Origin of the sequence: Thermoanaerobacterium aotearoense (assembly GCF_009905255.1) — a bacterium.
In the GTDB taxonomy this organism is placed as follows: Bacteria; Bacillota; Thermoanaerobacteria; order Thermoanaerobacterales; family Thermoanaerobacteraceae; genus Thermoanaerobacterium; species Thermoanaerobacterium aotearoense.
Map to the genome: position 1 here is coordinate 1,290,693 of NZ_CP047602.1, position 22,279 is coordinate 1,312,971.

The following is a 22,279-nucleotide window of genomic DNA, read 5'->3' on the forward strand; positions in this document are numbered from 1 at the left end:
AGATGACCGACCGCAATGACGAAACCGTAAGATTTCATTTTGAAAATGAAGACAGTAAAGCGAAAGACATACTGAATTCTGTCTATGATGCTTTGTTGGAAAAGGGGTATAATCCTATAAATCAGATAGTCGGTTATATTCTGTCAGGTGATCCTACATATATAACAAGCCATAAAAATGCTCGAAATCTTATAAGAAAGATTGAGAGAGATGAATTAGTGGAGGAATTAGTAAAAAATTATTTAGAGAAATAAAAATTTAGCCTCACACATCATATACGTGTGAGGCATATTGTATGCGTGAATGGAGAGAGTAGAATTGCGCACAATAGGGTTAGACGTTGGTGATAAAACAATAGGAATTGCAGTAAGCGATCCATCAGGGCTTATAGCACAGGGGATTAAAACCATAAGAAGAGAAAGCTTAGATAATGATATAGTTGAGATAAAGAAGATTATAGATGCATTTAAAGTAGAGGAAATTGTCATTGGTTTTCCTAAAAATATGAATGGTACAATAGGAACTCAAGGGCAGAAAGTCATTGATTTTGTGGAGCATTTAAAAAAAGAGATTGATTTACCCATTATGTTGTGGGATGAAAGATTGACGACAGTCGAGGTTAATAGGATGCTTGTGGAAAGTGCTGACATGAGAAGGGACAAGAGAAAGAAAGTCATAGATAAATTGGCAGCGACGATAATTTTACAAGGATATCTTGATTATAAAAGAAAATCAATTTAACTTGACAGGAAATTTTTTGTATAATACAATGGGATTATCGGTATAAGAAATGAGGTGATTTTGTTGGATAATGAATTTAATAATGACATTATTGAGCTTATCGACGAAGATGGCAATGAAGTAGATTTTGAACTCATTTCATCTTTTGAACTTGATGACACAAGATATGCCGTTGTTGCTCCGATAGATAGTGACAGCGATGATGCGTATATTTTGAGAGTTGAGCAGGATGAAAATGGTGAAGACATATTTGTCGGAATAGATGACGAAGATGAGTTTAATGATGTAGTAGAAGCTTACAATGAATTATTGGAAGAATATGAATGTGATGATGACTGTGATTGCCATCACCATCATGACGACGAATAGATATACCTGGAAGGTATATCTATTTTTTTAAGCTAAGCCATATCTTATAACAAATATTACCTGGGAAATAACACCATTCAAATCTTTCTATTTTTATTGTCGTTTTCAAAAAATACGTTATTTATCTTAAAAGATCTATGCTTTATGTGCAAATAAAGGATTTATAAAAATATTTTTAATTTCAATTGAAAATACATCTTTTTTTGTGTTAATATAAGGTTATATTAATGATAAAGCTAATTTTATTTTTGCAAAAATAGTTGACAATTGAGAATATAATGCATAAACTTTTATAAACAGGTAAAATGTAAGGTGGTGAAAAAGTGAACGAAATAGATGATATAAAGGAGAATTTGAAACAAAAAGGATTTAAGTTGACCACACAGAGAAGGGCGATACTTGACGTTATAATAGAAAATCGTGAAAAGCATTTGTCTTCAGAGGAAATATACGACCTTGTAAAGGAAAAGTATCCAGAGATAGGCCTTGCTACTGTCTACAGAACGTTACAGCTTTTTGATGAAATGGGCATAATATACAAATTAAATTTTGATGATGGACGCAGCAGATATGAACTTTATCACAATGAAGATCATCAGCATCACCATTTGATTTGTTTAAAATGTGGCAGTGTGATTGAAATGGAGGGAGATTTGCTGGAGAATTTAGAAGAAGCGATAGAAAATACAAAGAATTTTCAAATAATCGATCATAATGTAAAATTTTTTGGATATTGTAGCAAGTGCAAACAAAATAAAAATTAGGCCTGTCAGATTGACGGGCTTAATTTTTTATATCTACTTGAAGATGAGCACTAAATAAAGTATAATACAATTAATTAGTGTGTTGTACGGGTAATGTTTTATTGTTGTTGGTTAAAATATTATTAGCGATATTAACGAAGAAGGGAGATATGTATTTGACAAATAAGACAAAATTAAAAATCATACCTTTGGGCGGGTTAAATGAAATCGGGAAAAATATGACCGTAATTGAGTACGGAAATGACATTATTGTCATTGACTGCGGTCTTGCTTTTCCTGATGACGAGATGTTGGGTATAGATCTTGTCATCCCAGACATTTCGTATTTATTGAAGAACAAAGAAAAAGTCAGGGCTATCGTTTTGACGCACGGGCATGAAGACCACATTGGAGCTTTGCCTTATGTTCTAAGGCAATTAAATGTGCCTGTGTATGGGACACGTTTGACGCTTGGCTTAGTTGAGTACAAATTAAAAGAAAATGGGCTTTTAAGAGATAGCAAATTGGTAACGGTGAAACCTCGAGAGACAGTGACGTTTGGGCAACTTAAAGTAGAATTTATAAGAACATCTCACAGCATTGCTGATTCGGCAGCGTTGGCTATTCATACACCTGTTGGAGTCGTATTTCACTCTGGCGATTTTAAGATAGACTTTACACCAATTGGTGGAGAAGTGGCTGATTTTCATAGATTTGCCGAATTAGGAGAACAAGGCGTTCTCGTCATGATGTGTGATAGTACAAATATCGAAAGACCAGGTTATACGATGTCTGAGAAAACTGTTGGAGACACATTTGACAATATATTCAGAAAAGCTGAACAGAGGATAATCGTAGCTACATTTGCATCAAACATTCATCGCGTTCAGCAGATAATCGATTCTGCTTACAAGTATGGAAGAAAAGTTTCGATTTCAGGGCGAAGTATGATAAATGTCATAAATGTTGCCAATGAATTAGGGTATTTAAGCATACCAGAAGGTACACTTGTAGATATCGATGAAGCTAATAAACTTCCGTATAATGAAGTAGTCATTATTACTACTGGCAGTCAAGGAGAGCCTATGTCAGCATTGACAAGAATGGCATCTTCAGAACACAAAAAAGTTGAGATAGTGCCAGGTGATACAGTTGTGATATCTGCTTCTGCTATACCTGGCAACGAAAAATTAATATCAAGGGTGATAAATCAACTGTTCAAAAAGGGTGCAGAAGTAATTTACGATGCACTGGCTGATGTACATGTATCCGGACATGCATGCCAAGAAGAAATCAAGCTGCTCCACACACTAATAAAACCGCAATTTTTTATTCCCGTACATGGAGAATACAGGCATTTGAAACAACATGCCAAACTGGCAGAAGATCTTGGTATGGATCCTAAAAACATATTCATTGCTGATAATGGTACAGTGATTGAATTTACGAAAAATTCGGGTCGGATTGCCGGTACAGTAACTGCAGGCAAAGTATTGGTTGACGGATTAGGAGTTGGCGATGTAGGAAATATAGTCTTGAGAGATAGGAAACATCTTTCTCAGGATGGTTTGTTGGTGGTTGTTGTCACCATATCTAAAGAAAAAGGTTCTGTAATCGCTGGACCTGATATAATATCGAGAGGCTTTGTATATGTGAGAGAATCAGAAGATTTGATGGAGGAAGCTAAAAATCTCGTTAAAGAAACTCTTTCACAATGTGAGAAGGATGATATAACAGAATGGTCGTCTATAAAGACTATGATTAAGGAATGTTTAAGCAGCTTTTTATATGAAAAAACAAAGAGAAATCCAATGATATTACCTATAATAATGGAAATATAGGAGGATTAATGTATGAACGTATATGATAAAGCGTATGAATTAAAAAGAGCAATAGAAGAGCTGCCTGAATATAAAGCATTTAAAGATGCATTCAAAAAAATTGAGTCTAATGAACAAAATAAAAAAATGTTAGAAGATTTTAGGAAAAAACAATTAGAAATTCAGACGAAAGAACTGACGGGAAAAGAAATAACAAAAGAAGATGAAGAAATGCTGAAAAAGCTTTATGATATACTAAGCTTAAATCCTGAATTAAATGCTTATCTTTCTGCAGAATACAGTTTTTCCAGGATAATGGATGACATTACAAAGATTATAATGGATGTTGTTAATTTAAAATAACAAATAAAAACAAGTAGGCTAAAAACCTTACTTGTTTTTATTTGTATATAATTATATAATCTTTGTATAAAGTGTCGATTTTTGATTTGAGGAGAGCTCATGATGATAAATGTAAAGGGGAAAGTAAAAAAAAGATCGCTTGTTACGATTGTCATTGTAGTTTTTTTTATCATATCAGCGGCTATATATTATGAGAGTTTGTTTAAGCCTGTTGATAATAACCCGACTGAAAAAGAAGTTGTCATACCGCAAGGTGCGTCTACTTTAGAAATAGCTAAGATATTGCGAAATAAAGACTTAATAAAAAGCGAGTGGTTTTTTATTTTTCGTTCAAAATTTTACGATGATGGCGTCCAAATGAAAGCAGGAAAGTATCTTTTAAGTTCAAATATGACTACGGATGAGATAATTGAGAAGCTAAAAGAAGGAAAGGTTGTATTAGATACTGTCAAATTTACTATACCTGAAGGATTTACTGTAAGTGAGATTGCAGACCGTTTGCAGCAGATGGGGATAGTCAAGAAAAGCGATTTTATGAATGAAGCTCAAAATGGTGTGTTTAATTATGAATTTTTAAAAGATATTCCTAAAGATAGACCTGATCGCTTAGAGGGATATCTTTTCCCTGACACATATATAATAAAAAGAGGAACCAGCGCTCATGATATTATAAATCTTATGCTGGTAAGGTTTGACGAAATATATAAATCTTATATAAAAGGGAAAGAGACAAATGTTGGCATGACTACCGACAAAATTGTGATAGTAGCCTCAATGATTGAAAAAGAAGCTAAAATAGACAAAGACAGACCACTTATTGCTGGTGTAATATACAACAGATTAAATAAAAACATGAAATTGCAGATTGATGCTACCGTTGAATATGCCATAGGAGAGCACAAAGACAAATTGTCTCTTGATGATTTGAAAGTTAATTCACCATATAATACCTATTTGCATTACGGATTGCCGATAGGGCCGATCAGCAATCCGGGTTTAAAATCCATAGAAGCAGCTATAAATCCTGCGAAACATGATTATTACTACTATGTGGCTCAAAGTGATGGCTCTCATATTTTTAGCAAGACGTATTTAGATCAGTTAAATGCAGAAAAAAAGGTCAATTAAAATAAGAGGTGCCGTTTATGATAGATAGCGACATAAAATTTATAAGGCAATTGTTTGATGTAAGTCAAGGGCTGCTTAGAGAAATCGAGAGTTATGCAAGTGATAATTTTATTCCAATCGTAAAACCTGAAGTTGCGAAATTTTTGGAGACAATTATAAAAGTCAAGCAGCCAGAAAATATTTTAGAAATAGGCACAGCCATTGGATATTCTTCTATCGTGATGCTATTAGCTTATGAAAAATGTAAAATCCTTACTATTGAAAAAGACATGGATATGGCTGAGATGGCAAAAAATAATTTTATTAAAGCTTCTCTTTTAGATAGGGTCGAACTTATAAAAGGCGATGCTTTGGACGTTTTGCCTTGCCTTAATAAAAAGTACGACTTAATATTTATTGATGCAGCGAAAGGCCATTATAAGGAATTTTTTGACGAATCTTTAAGATTATTAAATGATAGAGGCATTTTGATTTGCGATAATATTTTGTATAAAGGTTATGTTGCTGCTGAAAAGCATGTAAAACATAAGCCAAGAACAATAGTTTACAGGATGAGAGATTTTATCTTGTATGTTTTAAACAAGACAGAGATATCTACGACAATTATACCCATAGGTGATGGACTGTCTATAAGCGTAAAGGAGTGAAAAGATGGTTGAATTATTGTCGCCAGCCGGTGATATAGAAAGAGTGAAAGTTGCGATAAATTATGGAGCCGATGCTGTTTATTTCGGCGGAAACAATTATGGACTTAGAGCTACAGTCGGCTTTAGCATGGATGAGATAAAATATGCAGTTGAGTACGTTAAAAATCATGACAAAAAAGCTTATTTAACTGTAAACATATTTCCTCACAATGATGACCTTATTGGATTGCCAGAATATATACACGAAGTTAGTAAAACGGGAATAGACGCAGTGATAATTTCTGATCCTGGTGTGTTTTCAATAGTTAAGGAAGTTGCGCCAAAGCTTGAAATTCATATAAGCACACAGGCTAATAACGTTAATTACAGAAGCGCAATTTTTTGGCATGACTTAGGTGCGAAGCGCATTGTTTTGGCTAGAGAATTGTCACTGCAAGAAATAGAGCAGATTAGACAAAAGACTCCAGATGATTTGGAATTGGAAGTGTTCGTCCACGGTGCAATGTGCATTTCATATTCTGGCAGATGTCTTCTTAGCAATTACTTAACGGGAAGAGATGCAAATAAAGGTGAATGTACACATCCATGCAGATGGAAATATTATCTTGTTGAAGAGAAAAGACCTGGACAGTACATGAGGATAGAAGAAGATGACAGAGGAACGTATATAATGAATTCAAAAGATCTGTGCATGATAAAGTATATTCCGGATGTCATTAAAGCAGGTGTTACCAGCCTAAAGATAGAAGGCAGAAACAAAAGCTCGTATTATGTTGCTGTTGTGACAAAAGCTTATAGAAAAGCAATTGATGATTATCTGGAATTTGGCGATAAATATGTTTTTGATGAAAGTCTTTTGGAAGAATTAGGCAAAGTAAGCAATAGAGATTTTACGACTGGTTTTTATTTCGGAAAGCCTGGCTCTGAATCACACAATTATGATTTTTCATCATACATCAGAAATTACAATATTGTTGGAATGGTGATGGATTACGATGATAAAAGCGGAATGGCTGTAATTGAGCAAAGAAACAGATTTTTTTCAGGTGATGTAGTAGAGATCGTAGGTCCTAAAGATATGTTTACGGAAACTATTGATAAAATGTATGATATAGAAGGCAATGAAATCGAAGTTGCGCCACATCCACAGATGATTGTGAAGATTCCATTAAAGAGGAAGGTAGAAAAATATTACATTCTTAGGAAAAAAGTATAGTTTTGTGAATGTTAAACTCCTTTGTGGGAAATAATAAACCCAGAAAGGAGTTTTTTATGAATAAGAAAAACCTTAGGTTTATTGTTTTAAATACTACAACGACACTTCTTATCTTATCTTTATTGATAAGGCTTTTTTATATACAATACGTAAAAGGCGAAACATACGCTAAAATTGCTGTAGACCAAAAAATTCAAAGTTTAAATTTAGACAAAAAACGTGGTGAAATCTACGATAGAAATTTAATACCTTTTACAGACAGAACTTCAATAAAATACGTGTATGCAATTCCCGGCTTGATCATCAATAAAAAAGCAGCATCACAAATCATAAATAAACTGACAGGCATTTCAGAAAGTGAGATATATAAAAATCTAAATACTGGGAAAGATATTCTTAGTTATAAAGTAAAATATACATACGACGAAAAGTTGCCTGTCGGAATCTTTATACTCAATATTCCTCAAAGATATGACTCTAATTCATTGGCGAGACACATAATAGGATACAGTGGCAGCACTAATTATGGATTGGAAGATACATTCAACAAAGTTTTAAGCACTAACGGATATGATTTCATAGCTGTATTTAAAGACAACAATAATGACTATTTAAAAGGATTGGGTGTAAAAATAAGAAGCACTGATAAAAATGTATATTCGATTCAAACTACACTCGATTATCATATTCAGAAAGCGGTAGAAAATATTTTGGATAAAAACAATATTAACGGTGCTGCAGTTGTTTTAAGTGTAAAAAATGGAGATATTTTGGCAATGGCTTCAAGGCCCAACTACGACCAAAATAAAGTTAGCGATTATCTAAACAGCAAAAACGAAGAACTGCTAAACAAAGCAGTGATGAATTATCCGCCGGGATCCATTTTTAAAATAATAGTGGCATCTGCTGCATTAGAAAATAAAAAGGTTAATATATACGATAACTTTATTGACGAACCGTACATAAACATCGATGGAGTGATTTACCATAATTTTATGGATGAGTCAAATGGATTGATTAATATGATTAAAGCATTTGAAGTCTCATCGAATACGACATTTATAAAGATTGGGCAAAAGACAGGTGGCGGCGATATAATAGAAATGGCAAAAAAATTTGGAATAACAAAGGACGATAATCTGCCGATAGAGGAACAAATTGGCACATTGCCATCATTGGAAAATACATTAGGTGCTGGGATAGGTAATCTTTCGATTGGGCAGGGAGATGTCACAATGACTCCGTTGCAAGCTGCCGATGTTGCAGCGACCATTGCCAATAATGGTATAAGAAATGTTCCTAATCTTTTAAAAGCTATTGTAGACGAGAATGGCAATATTGTGGAAAATTTACACAAAGTAAATTCATACAGAGTTGTAAGTGAAAGTACAGCAGAAAGTGTAAAAGAAATGATGAGAGATGTTGTAGTAAATGGAACCGGAAAAAACGCAGAAACTGAGTATAAGTCGGCGGGAAAAACTGGTTCGGCTGAAGTAAACAGAGAAAAAAATATATATCATGCATGGTTTACTGGCTTTGTTCCTTATGATGAGCCTGTTTATGCAATATCAGTTTTTGTTAAAAATGGTGATATTGGTGGGATTAAAGCAGCTCCAATATTTAAACAAATAGCTGAAGAAATAATGAAATACTATAAATGAGACTTGCACCAAAGATTTTAAGTTGCATATATTTAATATGTGACTTAAAATCTTTAAAGGTATCATCAAATCCAGTATTTTAAGGCATTTTACAGGTATCGATATTTTATCGATACCCTTTTTGATTGCGAATTGATTGCGAGTTGGAGAAAAATATAACTTAATTATGTACGATTTTGCAGGATTTCAAATTCAATCTTGCAAAAAATATATAAATCCATGTAAATACAAATAAATGCTTGACAAAAAAACTCAAATGAGGTAAAATTAAAAGGTAAAGTGAAGCAAGGGCAAAGTAGGGTTATGTTTAGTAAAGTGAATATTGTAGAGCCAGAGACCAGAGCCGGTCATCCTAATGGATGATTTAGTGAGCCAGAGTCCTGAGCCGATGTTTTTATGCAGAAAAAGCATAAAGCGTCGGCTCTTTTTTATTTGCCCCTCAAAAACATATAAAAGGTATTTAGGCGAGGTTCAATATTTATCATTGTTATAGGAGGTGATTTGAAGTGGAAAAACGGTTACTACGATTGCCAGAGGTAGCAAGAATACTTGACCTAAAGGAGGATCGAGTTTATGCATTGGCAAGGCAAGGTATTATTCCAGTAGTTCGTATAGGACGCCAATTGCGGATTGACCCCACTAAACTTCAGCAGTGGATTGACAACGGTGGGCAAGGTTTTGCAGGCGGATGGAAAAAGGAGGCTTAAAAAATGAAAGCATTACGACCACTTAAGGCGATTAGGCAAAAGTGCTTACAATGCAGTAATGACCAGCCTGCGGAGGTGAGGAAATGTCCGATAACGACATGTCCTCTTTACCCCTACAGGTCTGGCCATAAGCCTTCCAAAAAAGGGAAGGAAAAAGAAGAAAAGGAGTGTTACCATCAATGACTTCTAACTTTATTGTAGCTGATAAATTTCAAGAAGTCAAAACATCGGTTACACTCCTAGAGGCGATTGAACGCTATGGGCTTAATCCTATAAAGAAAGGCTCACGTTATTGGGCATTATGTCCGTTCCATGCCGACAAAAATCCTTCTATGGCAATTTATGATGAAGCCTATCATTGCTATGGATGCCAAGCACATGGCGATGTAATAGACTTCACAGCAAGGTATTTTAATATCACACCATTAGAAGCAACCAAAAAGCTAGCGAGTGATTTTGGCATACGCCTAGAAGGGAGTAAACCCAGCAAAGAGGCACAGCGAAAGATTAGGCAAAAGCAGGAGTTAGACAAGCTTTATAAAGAGTACAACAAAAAATTCAACGAAGTTTATGATTATCTTTGTCGGCTTAATCAATTATATCAAAAGATTAAGCAAGCTATAGAAACACCTGAAGATATGGATATTCCCGAATTTGTAGAAGCATGCCATATGCAGGACATAGTCCAATATTGGCTCAATGTCTTGTTAGATGGCAACATAAAAGAAAAAATTCAAGTGTTGAAGGAGGTACAGGAATGGAAACAAAGGAGGAAGTAATTAGAGCGATCCGAGAGTTACATGCCGAAGATATTTTTTCGGATAAGGTTACCAGCATACCAACAGAAAACAAGCAAAATTCCCTATTAAATGAAGCCGTACCTTATCCACAAGATTTTGCTCCTGAAGCATACAGCGGAATAGCTGGGAAATTTGTCAAGGAAATACAAGACTATACGGAAGCCGATCCAGCGGCAATATTAATGAGTTTTTTGACCGCATGCAGTTGCTACGTAGGCAAAGGGGCTTATTTACAAATTGGAACCGAAAAATTTACGCCGAATATTTTTTGCCTCCTAATTGGCGACAGTGCAAAATCAAGGAAGGGAACAAGCTGGACACCTATTAGGGAAATATTTTTGAGGCTAGACCCTGTCTTTGAACGAGAACACATCAAAGGTGGTTTCGGAAGCGGAGAAGGCATTATTGCTAAAATAAAAGACGATGACGATGGTGATGAAGAAAACAGACCAGACCAAAGACTGCTAATATACGAGCCCGAATTTTCTTCAATCCTCAAGGTAGCTTCACGAGAAGGGAATTTATTAAGCGATATTATCCGCAAAGCGTGGGATAATCTTCCGCTTGAAAATAACACAAAGCTTGAAGGCACATCTATAAGGGCAAGCAATCCACACGTAGCGATATTGGCACATATCACAATGGCAGAATTGCTCAAACTGACAAAAGAAGTTGATATAAGCAATGGATTTTTGAACAGGTTTCTAACCATGTGCGTCAGGCGAAGCAAATTATTGCCACTAGCCGACCCAGTGCCAAATTGCATTTATAACGAGGCTGTGCAAGCCCTAAAAGGAGTAAAGGATTGGTTAGAAAGATTAGACGATAGAAGGCTTCAATTCGACCCTATTACGTCAGAGCTGTGGCAGGAAATTTATTCAACGCTGGCAAATGTCGATTACGGTGAGAGAGTAAACGCCCTGACAGCAAGGGGAGAACCATATATTTTAAGGCTTGGGTTGCTGTACGCAATATTGAACAAAAGTAAAATTATTATGCCAAGTCACCTATTAGCGGCACAGGCTATTTGGGATCGGAACGTGCAGTCCATAAGATTTTTGTTTGGCGAAGATACCAAAGAAAAAAAGATAATGGATGCAATCATTGAGGGATTGAGGAAATACGGGAGCATGTCACAGACTGACATATATCGGAAAATATTTGGTTGCAACGTAAGTGCCGATAAAATTAAACATGCACTTCAACGATTATCAGCTAAAGGGCTGATTTCTGAAAATACAAATCATGATGGTCGGAGCAAGAAGACCATCATTTGGAAATTGAAATAGCTTATCCTTACGTAATAAACGTATTTACGTATTAAATGTTTACTTTGGCTTGAAATCAAGGTTAATTAATACGTAATCGCCTACGTATTAATTACGTATTATATATCAATTGATAGGTGAATTAATAAATACGTAATTAATACGTAATTAATACGTTCCCGCAAACCCGCATGAATACTGCAAATACGTAAATACGTAAAATACGTAAGGATATAAAAAGAAGGTGGTAAAAGATGGAACAGCATGAGAGTTATTGGAATTATGATAATTTGCTAGATAAAATAAAACGGAAGTACAGAGAGCTAAACCAATGGAGCGAGGAAAAGGCGTTTAAATATATTCAAGATAAATTACACGAGATAGAAGAAAAGCATAAAGGTGGCGATACCTTTGGCATTGAGTGGGTTGAAAAACATCACCAACCCCTAAATAGGAAGCATAATGAAGCCATTGAAAAAATCAATCGTTCCTTTAAAGTTAAAGACATGACACTTCTTTGTAATAGTATGGCAGAATTTGAAGGCGTGATAAGCGAGATTGTAGAAGCCTGTAAAAAGGCGAAGCAGTTGGCGGAGAAGTATGAAGTAGATATAAATTCTATCTATTGGGACGAAGCACAGCAAGCCTATGTAATAAAATACAATCAGAAGTAAGGGGGAAACACAATGAACGCAAGTTTTGCAATATATAAAAAAGCTTATGTTAATACCTTAAAGGCATATCAAATAGGTCAAGACACATTGCCTATTATAAAAAAGGCTATATTTTACGGTGTTAAGATGATTAATACAATGAAAGATGAGATCATAGGCGAGGATTTAATATGTAATTTTAAACTGATAAATTCAATAATTGATATGATGTCAACAATAACGCCAAAGGAGTTTATCAATATATTCCCGATAAAAAAGGACTATAAAGGCTATAAATTCGATACAAAAGATTACTTTTATACAATAGATTATTTAAAAACACTTGACCTTGATACATCTATAGGGGATAAGATATTGGACTTCTTATGGGAATATGTGAATGACGATATTCACGAATTTGTTGTGAAAATGTTATTAACTATGAGCCATTTAAGGCAGATGGAAGGACAGCCTTCAATTGCGGAAGAATTCGCTAACATGATGGGCATTAAGACCTATAAAGTTTATACAGACAATAAAGGCAAGAAGTTTTTATATGATAGTGAAACAGGAAAAACAATGCCGATTAAAGATAAAAAATCGTTTAAGATCATTAAAAGCAATAGTGTGAAAGTGGGGTGAGAGTATGGTGGATCATCAAAGATTAGAAAAGCTACTGAAAGAGATTGAAAAACTATCAGATGACGACCTTGATGCCTTGCTAAAAGTGATTGATGAAAGACGATGGGAAATGTTTTTCGGAAGAAATAACAATAAATAAATTGGCGAAATATTCTTAAAAATGTCAAGAAATGTCATAAAAATAGAGGTCTTAAAAATCATGAAACACAGTTGTATCAGGCATTTGAAGAATTTTGCTATTCAAAAGTTTAACATGTAAGTGCCATAAGTATAAAAGCGGTCAATTTGTCCGAATTTTTTAAGAAAGTTTACAAAAGTTTACAAAATCGGGGGCTTTTAAATCGATGAAAACCACATATATCAAGCCTTCAAGGAGAATGGAAGCAATAAGAGTGTAACATTTGAAAGCGTAAAAATTTTTTTAATCTGACTTTTCTGACGCTATAAAAAAAGCTGCTAGTATTTTTATACTAGCACCTAAAAAGAGGCGGTTTTAAATGGGCTATAAAGGGCGGTTGATAATTAGGGCGATATTAAAATATGCCAAAAGATTTTATCGATGCTTTTATGCCCTTTTAATGGGGCTAATTCACTTTTGGTTTAATCCGTGGAGGTGCTAAAATAACTTTAGTACGAGGTGAGGCTATGTGGATAAAAATCCACGCAGTTTTGGATCGAGCAATTTTCCGAACCAATGAAGGGGGGCATTTTATGGAGCATGCCTTAATAAAAAGTGCGCCAATGGATCGGTTTTTAAAGAATAGAATATATTACAAGTCAAAAATTTAACAAAATATTATTATCCTAGTAGGCATGGATGAATAATCAAAAAACCTGTAAAGCCTTGATATACCAGCCTTACAGGGGAATAAAGATCTAATTATACGAAATGAAGATTTAGTATAATACATTATAATAAATTATAATAAATTATAATACAACATAATAAAACTATATATTTTTATTCTCATTTAGTATTCGATTTATTTCAGTTTCAGATATGCGCCAAGTATCGCCAAGTTTAACAGCTTTTATTTTTCCTTGATTAATCCATTTATATATCGTCATAATGTTAAGTTTTAATTTTTCAGCTACTTCTTTGACTGTAAAATATTCATCCAAAGTAATCACCTCATTTAATATGATAGCATAGGTTATAATTCATAGCAATAAAAATTAATAAAATTGAATAAAGCATATTGACATATAGATATAAAAGATTATAATAAATTTTAATAAAACTTAATAAAACTTAATTAGTTATATTAAGTTAAGGAGATGGTTGTGAATGACCAAAATTGACCAGCAAATAGAAGCCCTAAAATGGCAATTAGCTCATGATACAAACGACAAAGACAGAGCAATACATTGGCAAGCGTTGAAGATATTACGAGATATAAAAAATGGCAAATGCACATATCAAATATTATACACGTTAGCTAAAAGGGGGTTTTGTAATGGTGAGACAAAGAGGATCGGTTAAAGAAATTGTAAAAGGGAAAAAATACAAAATAAGCTTTTATATTGGAACTGATGCTAATGGGAAGCGAAAATATCATGTTGAAACTATTGAAGCCAAAAACAAGGCAGAAGCACAAAAATATTTAGCTAAAAAGTTAGTAGAATTTGATACAGGAGCATTACCTACAGGCGAGGCAAACACGACATTAAAAGATTATTTGAATGAATGGCTAAAAGTAAAAAAATCCTCAGTAGGACTTAAAACATACGCCACTTATGAATATTATTTAAAAGAATATATTATTCCCAGCCTAGGAGATTATAAAATTAAAAAGTTAGTGCCATTAATAATCCAAAGTGCATATAATGATTTAGAAGCTGCTGGTTTAAAAGGCAGTACAATACGATATATTCATAATCTACTTAATCAAGCTTTAGAACAGGCTGTAACATGGCAAATGATTAATAGAAATCCATGTAAAAATTTAGTATTGCCAAAAGCAGTTGAAAGAGAAATGAAAGTATTAACGCCAGAGCAAGCCAGAAAGTTTTTGGAAGCTTGTATTTATGATAGATTTGGCGTATTGTTTGAACTACTTCTAACATCAGGAATGAGACCAAGTGAAGTATTAGGGCTTAAATGGGAAGATGTTGATTGGAAAAATAACCGAATTACAATTAAAAGAACATTATCCCGAGTAGGGAAGACATGGCTTTTTAAAGAAACCAAAACAAAGAATAGCCGAAGGACAATTATTTTACCATGCGAAGTTATGGAAGATTTGAAAGAACACAGAAAAAAACAAGCACAAGAAAAGCTAGAAGCTGAGGAATATAATGATTATGGGCTTGTCTTTGCGTGCAGTAATGGCAATCCATTAGGCATAACAAATATTAAGCAACATTTTAAAGCATTACTTAAAGATACAGGATTACCAGATTTACGGCTGTACGATTTACGGCATAGCTGTGCAACACTACTGCTAGCGGCAGGCGAAAATCCAAAAGTAACAAGTGAACGATTAGGGCATAGTAACGTTGCAATAACATTAAATATTTATAGCCATGTTTTGCCTAGCATGCAGGAAGAAGCCGCAATGAAACTTGAAAATTTGCTATTTTAATTTTGATTGCGAGTTGATTGCGAACTGAAAAAAACTTAATAAATTTAATGGCATATAATAAAAGTTATGAGGTGGCTGAAAGCCTTATAAAATCAAGTCTTATAGTACTTTAGATAATTTTAACAATTCTCATTAAAAGTAGGCAAATCTATCTATTTAATATGTGACTTAAAATGTGGAGGTGGCGCTTATGTGGGCAGCGCTTATAGCGCTTGTTACATCAATCGTGAAAGACATAATAAATTTCGGCTATTTAACAAATGCTAATTCATTTCCCCAACCTCTCACAGCAGAAGAAGAAAAAAAGTATTTTGAAGCCTTTAAAAACGGTGATGAAGAAGCGAAAAATATTTTGATAGAAAGAAATTTAAGGCTTGTAGCTCATGTTGTAAAGAAGTACAGCAATACGGGCAAAGATGTAGATGATTTAATATCCATAGGTACAATAGGTCTTATTAAGGCGATTTTAACCTACGATTCCTCAAAAGGAACTCATTTAGCCACATATGCTGCTCGATGCATTGAAAACGAAATATTGATGTCATTGCGAGCAGAAAAGAAGATAAAATCTGAAATATCTCTACATGATCCTATAGGAGTTGATAAAGAAGGCAATGAGATCTCGCTAATAGATATTTTAGGGACTGAGACAGATGAGGTAAGTGATCAAGTAGAATTAAGAATGCAAGTAAAAAAACTGTACCACAAGTTAAATAGTGTCCTTAAAAACAGGGAAAAATTAATAATTGAATTAAGATATGGCCTCTTAAATGGCGGTGCAAAAACTCAACGAGAAATAGCAAAAATGTTAGGAATTTCAAGATCTTATGTGTCGAGGATAGAAAAAAAGGCATTAAACAAATTATTTAAGGAAATGACGATGTAAATGTGAACTAAAGGTTTTAACCCAAATGCTGTCTGTATTGACAGTTTATTTTTTTGTAAAGTATAATTAAAGTAAGTTTGGGGTGAATTTGTTGTATAAAAAATTGATACCAGATATGTATGCTAATTCAATATACGATATAGACTTTGAAAAGTTAAAAGAAAGAGGAATAACATCATTGATTTTTGATATTGACAATACGCTTGTACCACAAAAGGTTTTAAATCCTGATCGAAAGGTGATTAACTTCTTTAAATTTTTGAAGTCAAAAGGTTTTAAAGTTTGCCTCATATCAAACAATACGACAAAGAGAGTCAATAATTTTACTAAAGGTACAGGTGTAAAAGGAATATCATGGGCTATAAAGCCGAGAAAGTCCGCTTTTTATAAGGCGTTGGAAATGCTTGATTCTACGCCTGATGAAACTGCTGTTGTTGGCGACCAAATTTTCACCGATATACTTGGTGGACATAGAGTTGGACTTTTTACAATACTTGTAAGGCCTTTGTCGAACGAAGAGTTTGGATGGACTAAAATCATGAGAAAATTAGAAAAAAAGGTTCTGAAAAAGGTGTGAAGAGATGGATATCAATTCTAAGACAGGTATTTTTGGTATAATAGGACATCCTATAGGGCACAGCCTATCGCCTTTGATACATAATAATGCTTTTGAAAATCTCGACTTTAATTCGGTTTACGTTTCTTTTGATGTAAAGCAAGAGGATTTAAAAGATGCAATTATGGGTGTAAAAGCATTGGGAATAAAAGGCCTTAACGTTACTGTTCCTCATAAAGAAAGTGTGATAAAGTATCTTGATCGTATTTCAGATGAAGCAAAACTTATTGGAGCAGTGAATACAATAAGAAATAACGCTGGTTTATTAGAAGGGTATAATACTGATGTGACAGGTTTTATGGAATCACTAAAAGAACACAATGTAGATGTTGAAGGTAAGAATGCGGTTATTTTAGGTGCTGGTGGTGCTGCCAAAGCTGTGGCCACAGGATTAGCGCTTTTAGGAGCTAAGTCCATATATGTATGCAATAGATCGATAGACAAAGCAAATGAACTTAGCATTCACATAGAAAATAATTTTAACATTAAAAGCCGTGGGATTGCGTATAATGATTTAAATATGTTAGATGAGATTGATATGCTGATAAATGCAACCAGCGTTGGTATGCATCCGAATGTAGATGTGTCTCCAATCGAAGAAGATGTAGTTGCAAAAGCAAAATTTGTCTATGATATTATCTACAATCCTGAAAAGACGCTATTTCTAAGTTATGCGGAGAAATACCAGATAAGATACATTAATGGGCTTGATATGCTTGTCAATCAAGCGAATGATTCATTTAAAATTTGGACTGGAGTAAATTTCGATAAAAAAATTATTTTAAATTTTCTTAAAAAGAAGGATTTTGTTAAATAATGTAGAATATAATTTATGTGTGATTTTTATTTTCATAAATTTGGATTTGATTGAGATAGATGATGTGAGTCTATATTTGGGCGCTTTATGACTCATTGATATAGTGGCGCAACCGGCATCATTGTCGGGTTTATTTATTTTGGAGGGGCCTTGATGATAAAAAAGAAATTGGGAGATCTTCTTGTAGAAGTTGGTCTTTTAGATGAGAGTCAGCTCAATAATGCAATTAAGATACAAAAAAAGACTGGTGAAAAGTTAGGTAAAATTCTTGTAAAAGAAGGATATCTGACAGAGGAGCAAATTATCGAGGCTTTGGAGTTTCAATTGGGCATACCGCATATAGACATGAAAAAGGTATTTATAGATGCTAATGTGGCAAAGCTTATACCTGAATCAATGGCTAAAAGGCATGTTGCCATACCTATAAAAAAAGAAAACAACAGCATATTTGTTGCAATGGCAGATCCGCTAAATATCTTTGCTATTGATGATATTAAACTTGTCACAAAACTTGATGTGAAGCCATTGATTGCTTCCGAAGATGGTATACTGAAGGCCATTGACAGAGTTTTTGGAAAAGAAGAAGCTGAAAGGGCTGTCCAAGACTTTAAAAAAGAGCTAAGCCATGATAGCGCTGAAGACGACGGCAATTTATTAAGGGATATTTCAGAAGATGAGATTAACAATGCTCCTGCAGTAAGATTAGTAAATTCCATTATCGAGCAAGCGGTGAAAAACCGAGCATCTGATGTACATATAGAGCCTACTGAAAATGACTTAAGAATAAGGTTTAGAATCGATGGTGAATTGCATGAGGCAATGAGGGTATTTAAAAGCACCCAAGGGCCAGTTATCACCAGAATAAAAATCATGGCCAATATGAATATTGCTGAAAGAAGGATACCTCAAGACGGTAAGATTGAAATGAATGCAGGCGGCAAAAATATCGATATAAGAGTTTCCTCTTTGCCTACAATCTATGGCGAAAAGCTTGTGCTCAGGATATTGGATAAAAGTGGTTATATAATCACAAAAGATAAATTGGGGTTAGGCAATGATGACTTGAAACTATTTGATAATTTGCTTAAACATCCAAATGGCATAATCCTTCTTACTGGGCCTACAGGAAGTGGGAAAACCACGACTCTTTATGCTATGTTAAACGAGCTTAATAAGCCTGATAAAAATATAATAACTGTGGAAGACCCTGTCGAATACACTCTTGAGGGATTAAATCAAGTTCAAGTCAATGAAAAAGCTGGCCTTACATTTGCTTCTGCTTTAAGATCTATACTAAGGCAGGACCCGGACATAATAATGATTGGCGAAATAAGGGATAGAGAGACCGCTGAAATAGCTATAAGGTCTTCCATAACGGGTCATCTTGTATTATCAACATTGCACACGAATGATTCTGCAGGCGCGATAACGAGGCTCATTGATATGGGGATTGAGCCATATCTTGTTTCTTCATCTGTTGTAGGTGTCATAGCTCAAAGGTTGGCGAGAAAAATATGCGATAACTGTAAAATAGAGTATGATGCCAGCAAGAGAGAAAAGATAATTTTAGGAATTGATGCCGATGAATCTCTTAAATTATATAGATCAAAAGGATGTGCTGTTTGCAATAAAACTGGTTATCGCGGCAGAGTTCCTATATATGAGATAATGATGATGACTCCTAAGATAAAAGAGCTTACAAATGAGAAAGCTCCGGCAGATGTGATTTTGAATGAGGCTGTATCAAATGGTATGAGTACGCTTAAAGAAAGTGCTAAAAAGCTTGTCTTATCAGGTGTAACTACTGTAGATGAGATGTTACGTCTTACATACGATGATGCTTATTAACATTAAATAATTTGCTAAAGGTGATACGATGAAAACAAGTGAACTTCTGGCTATGGTTGTAGAAAAAGGCGCATCTGATTTGCATATAACAGTTGGCGTTCCTCCAGTTCTCAGGATTAATGGTCAACTTATAAAACTGAATTTACCTCAATTAACACCTCAAGATACGGAAGAAATTACAAAAGATTTGCTTTCAAGCGATGAATTAAAAAAGCTTGAAGATATGGGTGACATTGATTTGTCGTATTCAGTAAAAGGGCTTGGAAGGTTTAGAATAAATGCGTATAAGCAGAGAGGAACATATAGCCTTGCCATAAGATCTGTCGCTTTGAGAATTCCCACAATTGATGAATTAGGACTTCCAGAAGTGATTAAAGAACTTGCGCTTAAAACCCGTGGTCTCATAATTGTTACAGGGCCTACAGGCAGCGGAAAATCTACGACATTAGCATCTATGATCGACTTAATAAACGAAGAACGCAATTGTCATATATTGACACTTGAAGACCCTATTGAATATTTGCATAAGCATAAAAAGAGCATAGTAAATCAAAGAGAAATTGGACATGACGCTGCGTCATACGCCAGTGCATTAAGGGCAGCATTAAGAGAAGACCCTGATGTGATACTTGTGGGGGAGATGAGAGATCTTGAGACGATACAGATAGCTATAACAGCAGCTGAGACAGGGCATCTCGTGTTATCCACTTTACATACTATAGGTTCAGCAAAGACTATTGATAGGATTATAGATGTTTTTCCACCGCATCAACAGCAACAGATAAAAGTACAGCTTTCAAATGTGTTAGAAGGGATTGTGTCTCAACAATTGCTGCCTAAAATAGACAATTCAGGGCGAGTCGTCGCTGTAGAAGTCATGATAGCCACACCTGCAATAAGAAACCTAATAAGAGAAGGTAAGTCATTTCAAATTCAATCGATGGTGCAAACCGGAAATAAATTTGGAATGGTGACAATGGACATGTGGATATCACAGTTATTAAAGAGGAATTTGATTTCTATGGATGATGCGCTTACGTATTGCGTTGACAGAGAAAACTTTTCTCGATTAGTAGTATAAGATAATGGCTTGAAAGGGTGGCTTAGATGCCAACTTATACATACAAAGTAAAGGATATGGATGGAAATCTTATAACAGGCACTATGGAACTTGATACATTGTCTTCGTGTGTAGATAGCTTAAAGCAGAAAAATTATTACATATTAGATGTTAAGGAAAAAGTGGAGAAGAAGGATATTTTTGAAAGTATCAATTCTTCTCGTAAAGTGAAGGTAAAAGATATAGCTGTGTTTTGCAGGCAGTTTTCGGTTCTCATAAATGCAGGTATTCCTATTGTTGCATCACTTGCAACTTTGTCTGAGCAACTTGAAAATAAACGGCTTAAGAAGGCCTTGAATGAAGTATATGAGGATGTGCAGAAAGGAAAAACTCTTTCCGAATCAATGAGAAAGCATCCAGATGCATTTCCGATGCTTCTATTTAACATGATAGAAGCGGGAGAAGTAAGCGGTACCTTAGACAAAGTATTAAATGAAATGGCTGAACATTTTGAGAAAGAAAATAATTTAAACCAAAAAATAAAATCAGCTTTAGCATATCCTGCAATTGTATCCATTGTTGCAGTATTGGTAGTCATATTTCTTGTCACAAACGTCCTTCCTACATTTGTAGGCATGTTTAAAAATGCGGGAGCTCAATTGCCGATGCCTACATTGATACTTTTAGGTTTAAGTGATTCTATAGCGCATTATTGGTACATATATTTGGGGAATTTCGTATTTTTGATCTTTTTGCTTTTAAGAACTATAAAGACAGATAGAGGAAAAGAGTTGTTTGATTTTTTGATGCTAAAGATGCCAATATTTGGTCCACTGAATGTGAAGATCATCACATCAAGGTTTACGCGGACGCTGTCAACCCTTATAGGTTCAGGGATTCCACTAATGGAATCATTGTTAGTTGTAGAAAAGGTGGTAGGTAATACTGTTGTGGCAAATGGCTTAAAAAAAGCGGAAGAAGAAATAAAAAGGGGAAATGGGCTTGCATTGCCTTTGAAGAAAATCGATATATTTCCACCAATGGTTATTCAAATGATAAAAGTGGGAGAGGATTCGGGATCATTGGACAGCATATTAAAGAAAACAGCGGATTTTTACGACAGCGAAGTCGATACAGCCGTATCGCAGATGACTACATTGATTGAACCGCTAATAATAGTTTTCTTGGCATCAATAGTCGGCTTTATAGTAGTGTCTATAGTGATGCCTATGTTCCAGATGTACAACTTTATAGGGCAATGAGATATTATGGGAAGGGGGTGAAAAAATGGCATGGTTCGTGAAGGCATTAAATAAAGATGAAAAAGGTTTTACATTGATTGAATTGATTGTAGTAATAGCAATACTTGGAATACTCGCAGCAATCGCAGTACCAAGATATACAGGTACTCTAAATCAGGCGAAAGTTAATGCTGATAAAGCAACGGCACAAACCATTGCAGAAGCGGCAGCCAGATACATAACAGATACTGGAGATACGAACGTGACTTTTACCAAATTAGTTCAGAATAAGTATTTAGATGCACAACCTACACCACAATCTGATAAAACAAATGGTTTTGTAATTAATGTAGATACAACCAATAATGTTGTAAATGTGTCTATTGGGCCCAATGGAAGCACTTTAGCTTCAGTTAAATATGAAATAATTCAGTAATTTTCGGGCACCATTGGTGCCCGCACATACCT

The 22,279-nt window shown here is 34.6% G+C and carries 26 protein-coding genes; 25 read left to right on the top strand and 1 reads right to left on the bottom strand.

What is annotated here, in order from left to right; all coding sequences use genetic code 11:
* Positions 1–2: 2 nt before the first annotated feature.
* From GSH73_RS06400 to GSH73_RS13705, 16 genes are all read left to right on the top strand, one after another.
* Positions 3–254, top strand: a complete 252-nt coding sequence (locus GSH73_RS06400; protein ID WP_014758834.1) for an IreB family regulatory phosphoprotein — start codon at positions 3–5, stop codon at positions 252–254.
* A gap of 64 nt (positions 255–318) precedes the next feature.
* A complete protein-coding gene (gene ruvX / locus GSH73_RS06405; protein ID WP_014758833.1) occupies positions 319–741 on the top strand; it encodes a Holliday junction resolvase RuvX in 423 nt (140 codons plus the stop codon).
* 63 nt (positions 742–804) lie between these two features.
* Positions 805–1,110 carry a DUF1292 domain-containing protein gene (locus tag GSH73_RS06410; RefSeq protein ID WP_014758832.1) on the top strand — a complete coding sequence of 102 codons (306 nt, stop codon included), beginning with the start codon at positions 805–807 and terminating at the stop codon, positions 1,108–1,110.
* 323 nt (positions 1,111–1,433) lie between these two features.
* Entirely contained in the window at positions 1,434–1,874 is a 441-nt protein-coding gene (locus GSH73_RS06415; protein ID WP_013787920.1) for a Fur family transcriptional regulator, read from the top strand.
* A gap of 149 nt (positions 1,875–2,023) precedes the next feature.
* Complete coding sequence (locus GSH73_RS06420) at positions 2,024–3,694, top strand: ribonuclease J (RefSeq protein WP_014758831.1); 1,671 nt, start codon at positions 2,024–2,026, stop codon at positions 3,692–3,694.
* A 12-nt stretch (positions 3,695–3,706) separates the two neighbouring features.
* A complete protein-coding gene (locus tag GSH73_RS06425) occupies positions 3,707–4,036 on the top strand; it encodes a YlbF family regulator (protein ID WP_014758830.1) in 330 nt (109 codons plus the stop codon).
* 102 nt (positions 4,037–4,138) lie between these two features.
* The gene (gene mltG / locus GSH73_RS06430) at positions 4,139–5,164 is read left to right on the top strand and encodes an endolytic transglycosylase MltG (RefSeq protein ID WP_038068715.1); all 1,026 of its coding nucleotides are present in this window, start codon (positions 4,139–4,141) and stop codon (positions 5,162–5,164) included.
* Between the two features lie 17 nt (positions 5,165–5,181).
* The gene (locus GSH73_RS06435) at positions 5,182–5,811 is read left to right on the top strand and encodes an O-methyltransferase (protein WP_014758828.1); all 630 of its coding nucleotides are present in this window, start codon (positions 5,182–5,184) and stop codon (positions 5,809–5,811) included.
* A 4-nt stretch (positions 5,812–5,815) separates the two neighbouring features.
* Positions 5,816–7,027: a peptidase U32 family protein gene (locus GSH73_RS06440; RefSeq protein WP_014758827.1), complete on the top strand. Its 1,212-nt coding sequence runs from the start codon at positions 5,816–5,818 to the stop codon at positions 7,025–7,027.
* Between the two features lie 56 nt (positions 7,028–7,083).
* Positions 7,084–8,688 (top strand): peptidoglycan D,D-transpeptidase FtsI family protein, encoded by a 1,605-nt coding sequence (locus GSH73_RS06445; protein WP_014758826.1) that lies wholly within the window; start codon positions 7,084–7,086, stop codon positions 8,686–8,688.
* Positions 8,689–9,194: 506 nt separating this feature from the next.
* On the top strand, positions 9,195–9,395 hold the full coding sequence (locus tag GSH73_RS06450; protein ID WP_014758825.1) for a helix-turn-helix domain-containing protein: 201 nt from the start codon (positions 9,195–9,197) through the stop codon (positions 9,393–9,395).
* A gap of 179 nt (positions 9,396–9,574) precedes the next feature.
* Positions 9,575–10,174 carry a CHC2 zinc finger domain-containing protein gene (locus GSH73_RS06455; RefSeq protein ID WP_014758824.1) on the top strand — a complete coding sequence of 200 codons (600 nt, stop codon included), beginning with the start codon at positions 9,575–9,577 and terminating at the stop codon, positions 10,172–10,174.
* Positions 10,153–11,484, top strand: a complete 1,332-nt coding sequence (locus tag GSH73_RS06460) for a YfjI family protein (RefSeq protein ID WP_014758823.1) — start codon at positions 10,153–10,155, stop codon at positions 11,482–11,484. The genes GSH73_RS06455 and GSH73_RS06460 overlap by 22 nt, the downstream gene beginning before the upstream one ends.
* Positions 11,485–11,717: 233 nt before the next feature.
* Positions 11,718–12,137 (top strand): hypothetical protein, encoded by a 420-nt coding sequence (locus GSH73_RS06465; RefSeq protein ID WP_014758822.1) that lies wholly within the window; start codon positions 11,718–11,720, stop codon positions 12,135–12,137.
* A gap of 12 nt (positions 12,138–12,149) precedes the next feature.
* Entirely contained in the window at positions 12,150–12,758 is a 609-nt protein-coding gene (locus GSH73_RS06470; protein ID WP_014758821.1) for a hypothetical protein, read from the top strand.
* 4 nt (positions 12,759–12,762) lie between these two features.
* Positions 12,763–12,897 (top strand): hypothetical protein, encoded by a 135-nt coding sequence (locus GSH73_RS13705; protein ID WP_267889018.1) that lies wholly within the window; start codon positions 12,763–12,765, stop codon positions 12,895–12,897.
* A gap of 812 nt (positions 12,898–13,709) precedes the next feature.
* Here GSH73_RS13705 and GSH73_RS06475 read toward each other — a convergent pair.
* Positions 13,710–13,889 (bottom strand): helix-turn-helix domain-containing protein, encoded by a 180-nt coding sequence (locus GSH73_RS06475; protein WP_223814614.1) that lies wholly within the window; start codon positions 13,887–13,889, stop codon positions 13,710–13,712.
* Between the two features lie 157 nt (positions 13,890–14,046).
* Here GSH73_RS06475 and GSH73_RS06480 point away from each other — a divergent pair, with 157 nt between their 5' ends.
* The 9 genes from GSH73_RS06480 (at position 14,047) to GSH73_RS06520 (ending at position 22,247) form a co-directional block, all read left to right on the top strand.
* Complete coding sequence (locus GSH73_RS06480; RefSeq protein WP_014758819.1) at positions 14,047–14,241, top strand: hypothetical protein; 195 nt, start codon at positions 14,047–14,049, stop codon at positions 14,239–14,241.
* A complete protein-coding gene (locus GSH73_RS06485; protein WP_014758818.1) occupies positions 14,216–15,343 on the top strand; it encodes a tyrosine-type recombinase/integrase in 1,128 nt (375 codons plus the stop codon). The genes GSH73_RS06480 and GSH73_RS06485 overlap by 26 nt, the downstream gene beginning before the upstream one ends.
* Positions 15,344–15,533: 190 nt before the next feature.
* Positions 15,534–16,229: an RNA polymerase sporulation sigma factor SigK gene (gene sigK, locus GSH73_RS06490; protein ID WP_014758817.1), complete on the top strand. Its 696-nt coding sequence runs from the start codon at positions 15,534–15,536 to the stop codon at positions 16,227–16,229.
* A gap of 82 nt (positions 16,230–16,311) precedes the next feature.
* The gene (locus tag GSH73_RS06495; protein WP_014758816.1) at positions 16,312–16,806 is read left to right on the top strand and encodes a YqeG family HAD IIIA-type phosphatase; all 495 of its coding nucleotides are present in this window, start codon (positions 16,312–16,314) and stop codon (positions 16,804–16,806) included.
* A gap of 4 nt (positions 16,807–16,810) precedes the next feature.
* Positions 16,811–17,662: a shikimate dehydrogenase gene (gene aroE, locus GSH73_RS06500; protein WP_014758815.1), complete on the top strand. Its 852-nt coding sequence runs from the start codon at positions 16,811–16,813 to the stop codon at positions 17,660–17,662.
* A gap of 153 nt (positions 17,663–17,815) precedes the next feature.
* Positions 17,816–19,510, top strand: a complete 1,695-nt coding sequence (locus GSH73_RS06505) for a GspE/PulE family protein (RefSeq protein ID WP_014758814.1) — start codon at positions 17,816–17,818, stop codon at positions 19,508–19,510.
* A gap of 28 nt (positions 19,511–19,538) precedes the next feature.
* A complete protein-coding gene (locus GSH73_RS06510; protein ID WP_014758813.1) occupies positions 19,539–20,591 on the top strand; it encodes a type IV pilus twitching motility protein PilT in 1,053 nt (350 codons plus the stop codon).
* A 26-nt stretch (positions 20,592–20,617) separates the two neighbouring features.
* Positions 20,618–21,832: a type II secretion system F family protein gene (locus GSH73_RS06515; protein ID WP_014758812.1), complete on the top strand. Its 1,215-nt coding sequence runs from the start codon at positions 20,618–20,620 to the stop codon at positions 21,830–21,832.
* A 25-nt stretch (positions 21,833–21,857) separates the two neighbouring features.
* Entirely contained in the window at positions 21,858–22,247 is a 390-nt protein-coding gene (locus GSH73_RS06520) for a type II secretion system protein (protein WP_014758811.1), read from the top strand.
* Positions 22,248–22,279: the final 32 nt, after the last annotated feature.

Coding starts and splice junctions, on each gene's coding strand:
- GSH73_RS06465 (WP_014758822.1), top strand. CDS start 11,718: ATGGAACAGCATGAGAGTTATTGGAATTATGATAATTTGCTAGATAAA.
- GSH73_RS06515 (WP_014758812.1), top strand. CDS start 20,618: ATGCCAACTTATACATACAAAGTAAAGGATATGGATGGAAATCTTATA.
- GSH73_RS06460 (WP_014758823.1), top strand. CDS start 10,153: ATGGAAACAAAGGAGGAAGTAATTAGAGCGATCCGAGAGTTACATGCC.
- GSH73_RS06435 (WP_014758828.1), top strand. CDS start 5,182: ATGATAGATAGCGACATAAAATTTATAAGGCAATTGTTTGATGTAAGT.
- GSH73_RS06510 (WP_014758813.1), top strand. CDS start 19,539: ATGAAAACAAGTGAACTTCTGGCTATGGTTGTAGAAAAAGGCGCATCT.
- mltG (WP_038068715.1), top strand. CDS start 4,139: ATGATAAATGTAAAGGGGAAAGTAAAAAAAAGATCGCTTGTTACGATT.
- GSH73_RS06400 (WP_014758834.1), top strand. CDS start 3: ATGACCGACCGCAATGACGAAACCGTAAGATTTCATTTTGAAAATGAA.
- sigK (WP_014758817.1), top strand. CDS start 15,534: ATGTGGGCAGCGCTTATAGCGCTTGTTACATCAATCGTGAAAGACATA.
- GSH73_RS06480 (WP_014758819.1), top strand. CDS start 14,047: ATGACCAAAATTGACCAGCAAATAGAAGCCCTAAAATGGCAATTAGCT.
- GSH73_RS06455 (WP_014758824.1), top strand. CDS start 9,575: ATGACTTCTAACTTTATTGTAGCTGATAAATTTCAAGAAGTCAAAACA.
- GSH73_RS06420 (WP_014758831.1), top strand. CDS start 2,024: ATGTATTTGACAAATAAGACAAAATTAAAAATCATACCTTTGGGCGGG.
- GSH73_RS06485 (WP_014758818.1), top strand. CDS start 14,216: ATGGTGAGACAAAGAGGATCGGTTAAAGAAATTGTAAAAGGGAAAAAA.
- GSH73_RS06425 (WP_014758830.1), top strand. CDS start 3,707: ATGAACGTATATGATAAAGCGTATGAATTAAAAAGAGCAATAGAAGAG.
- GSH73_RS06520 (WP_014758811.1), top strand. CDS start 21,858: ATGGCATGGTTCGTGAAGGCATTAAATAAAGATGAAAAAGGTTTTACA.
- GSH73_RS06440 (WP_014758827.1), top strand. CDS start 5,816: ATGGTTGAATTATTGTCGCCAGCCGGTGATATAGAAAGAGTGAAAGTT.
- GSH73_RS13705 (WP_267889018.1), top strand. CDS start 12,763: ATGGTGGATCATCAAAGATTAGAAAAGCTACTGAAAGAGATTGAAAAA.
- GSH73_RS06445 (WP_014758826.1), top strand. CDS start 7,084: ATGAATAAGAAAAACCTTAGGTTTATTGTTTTAAATACTACAACGACA.
- aroE (WP_014758815.1), top strand. CDS start 16,811: ATGGATATCAATTCTAAGACAGGTATTTTTGGTATAATAGGACATCCT.
- GSH73_RS06505 (WP_014758814.1), top strand. CDS start 17,816: ATGATAAAAAAGAAATTGGGAGATCTTCTTGTAGAAGTTGGTCTTTTA.
- GSH73_RS06470 (WP_014758821.1), top strand. CDS start 12,150: ATGAACGCAAGTTTTGCAATATATAAAAAAGCTTATGTTAATACCTTA.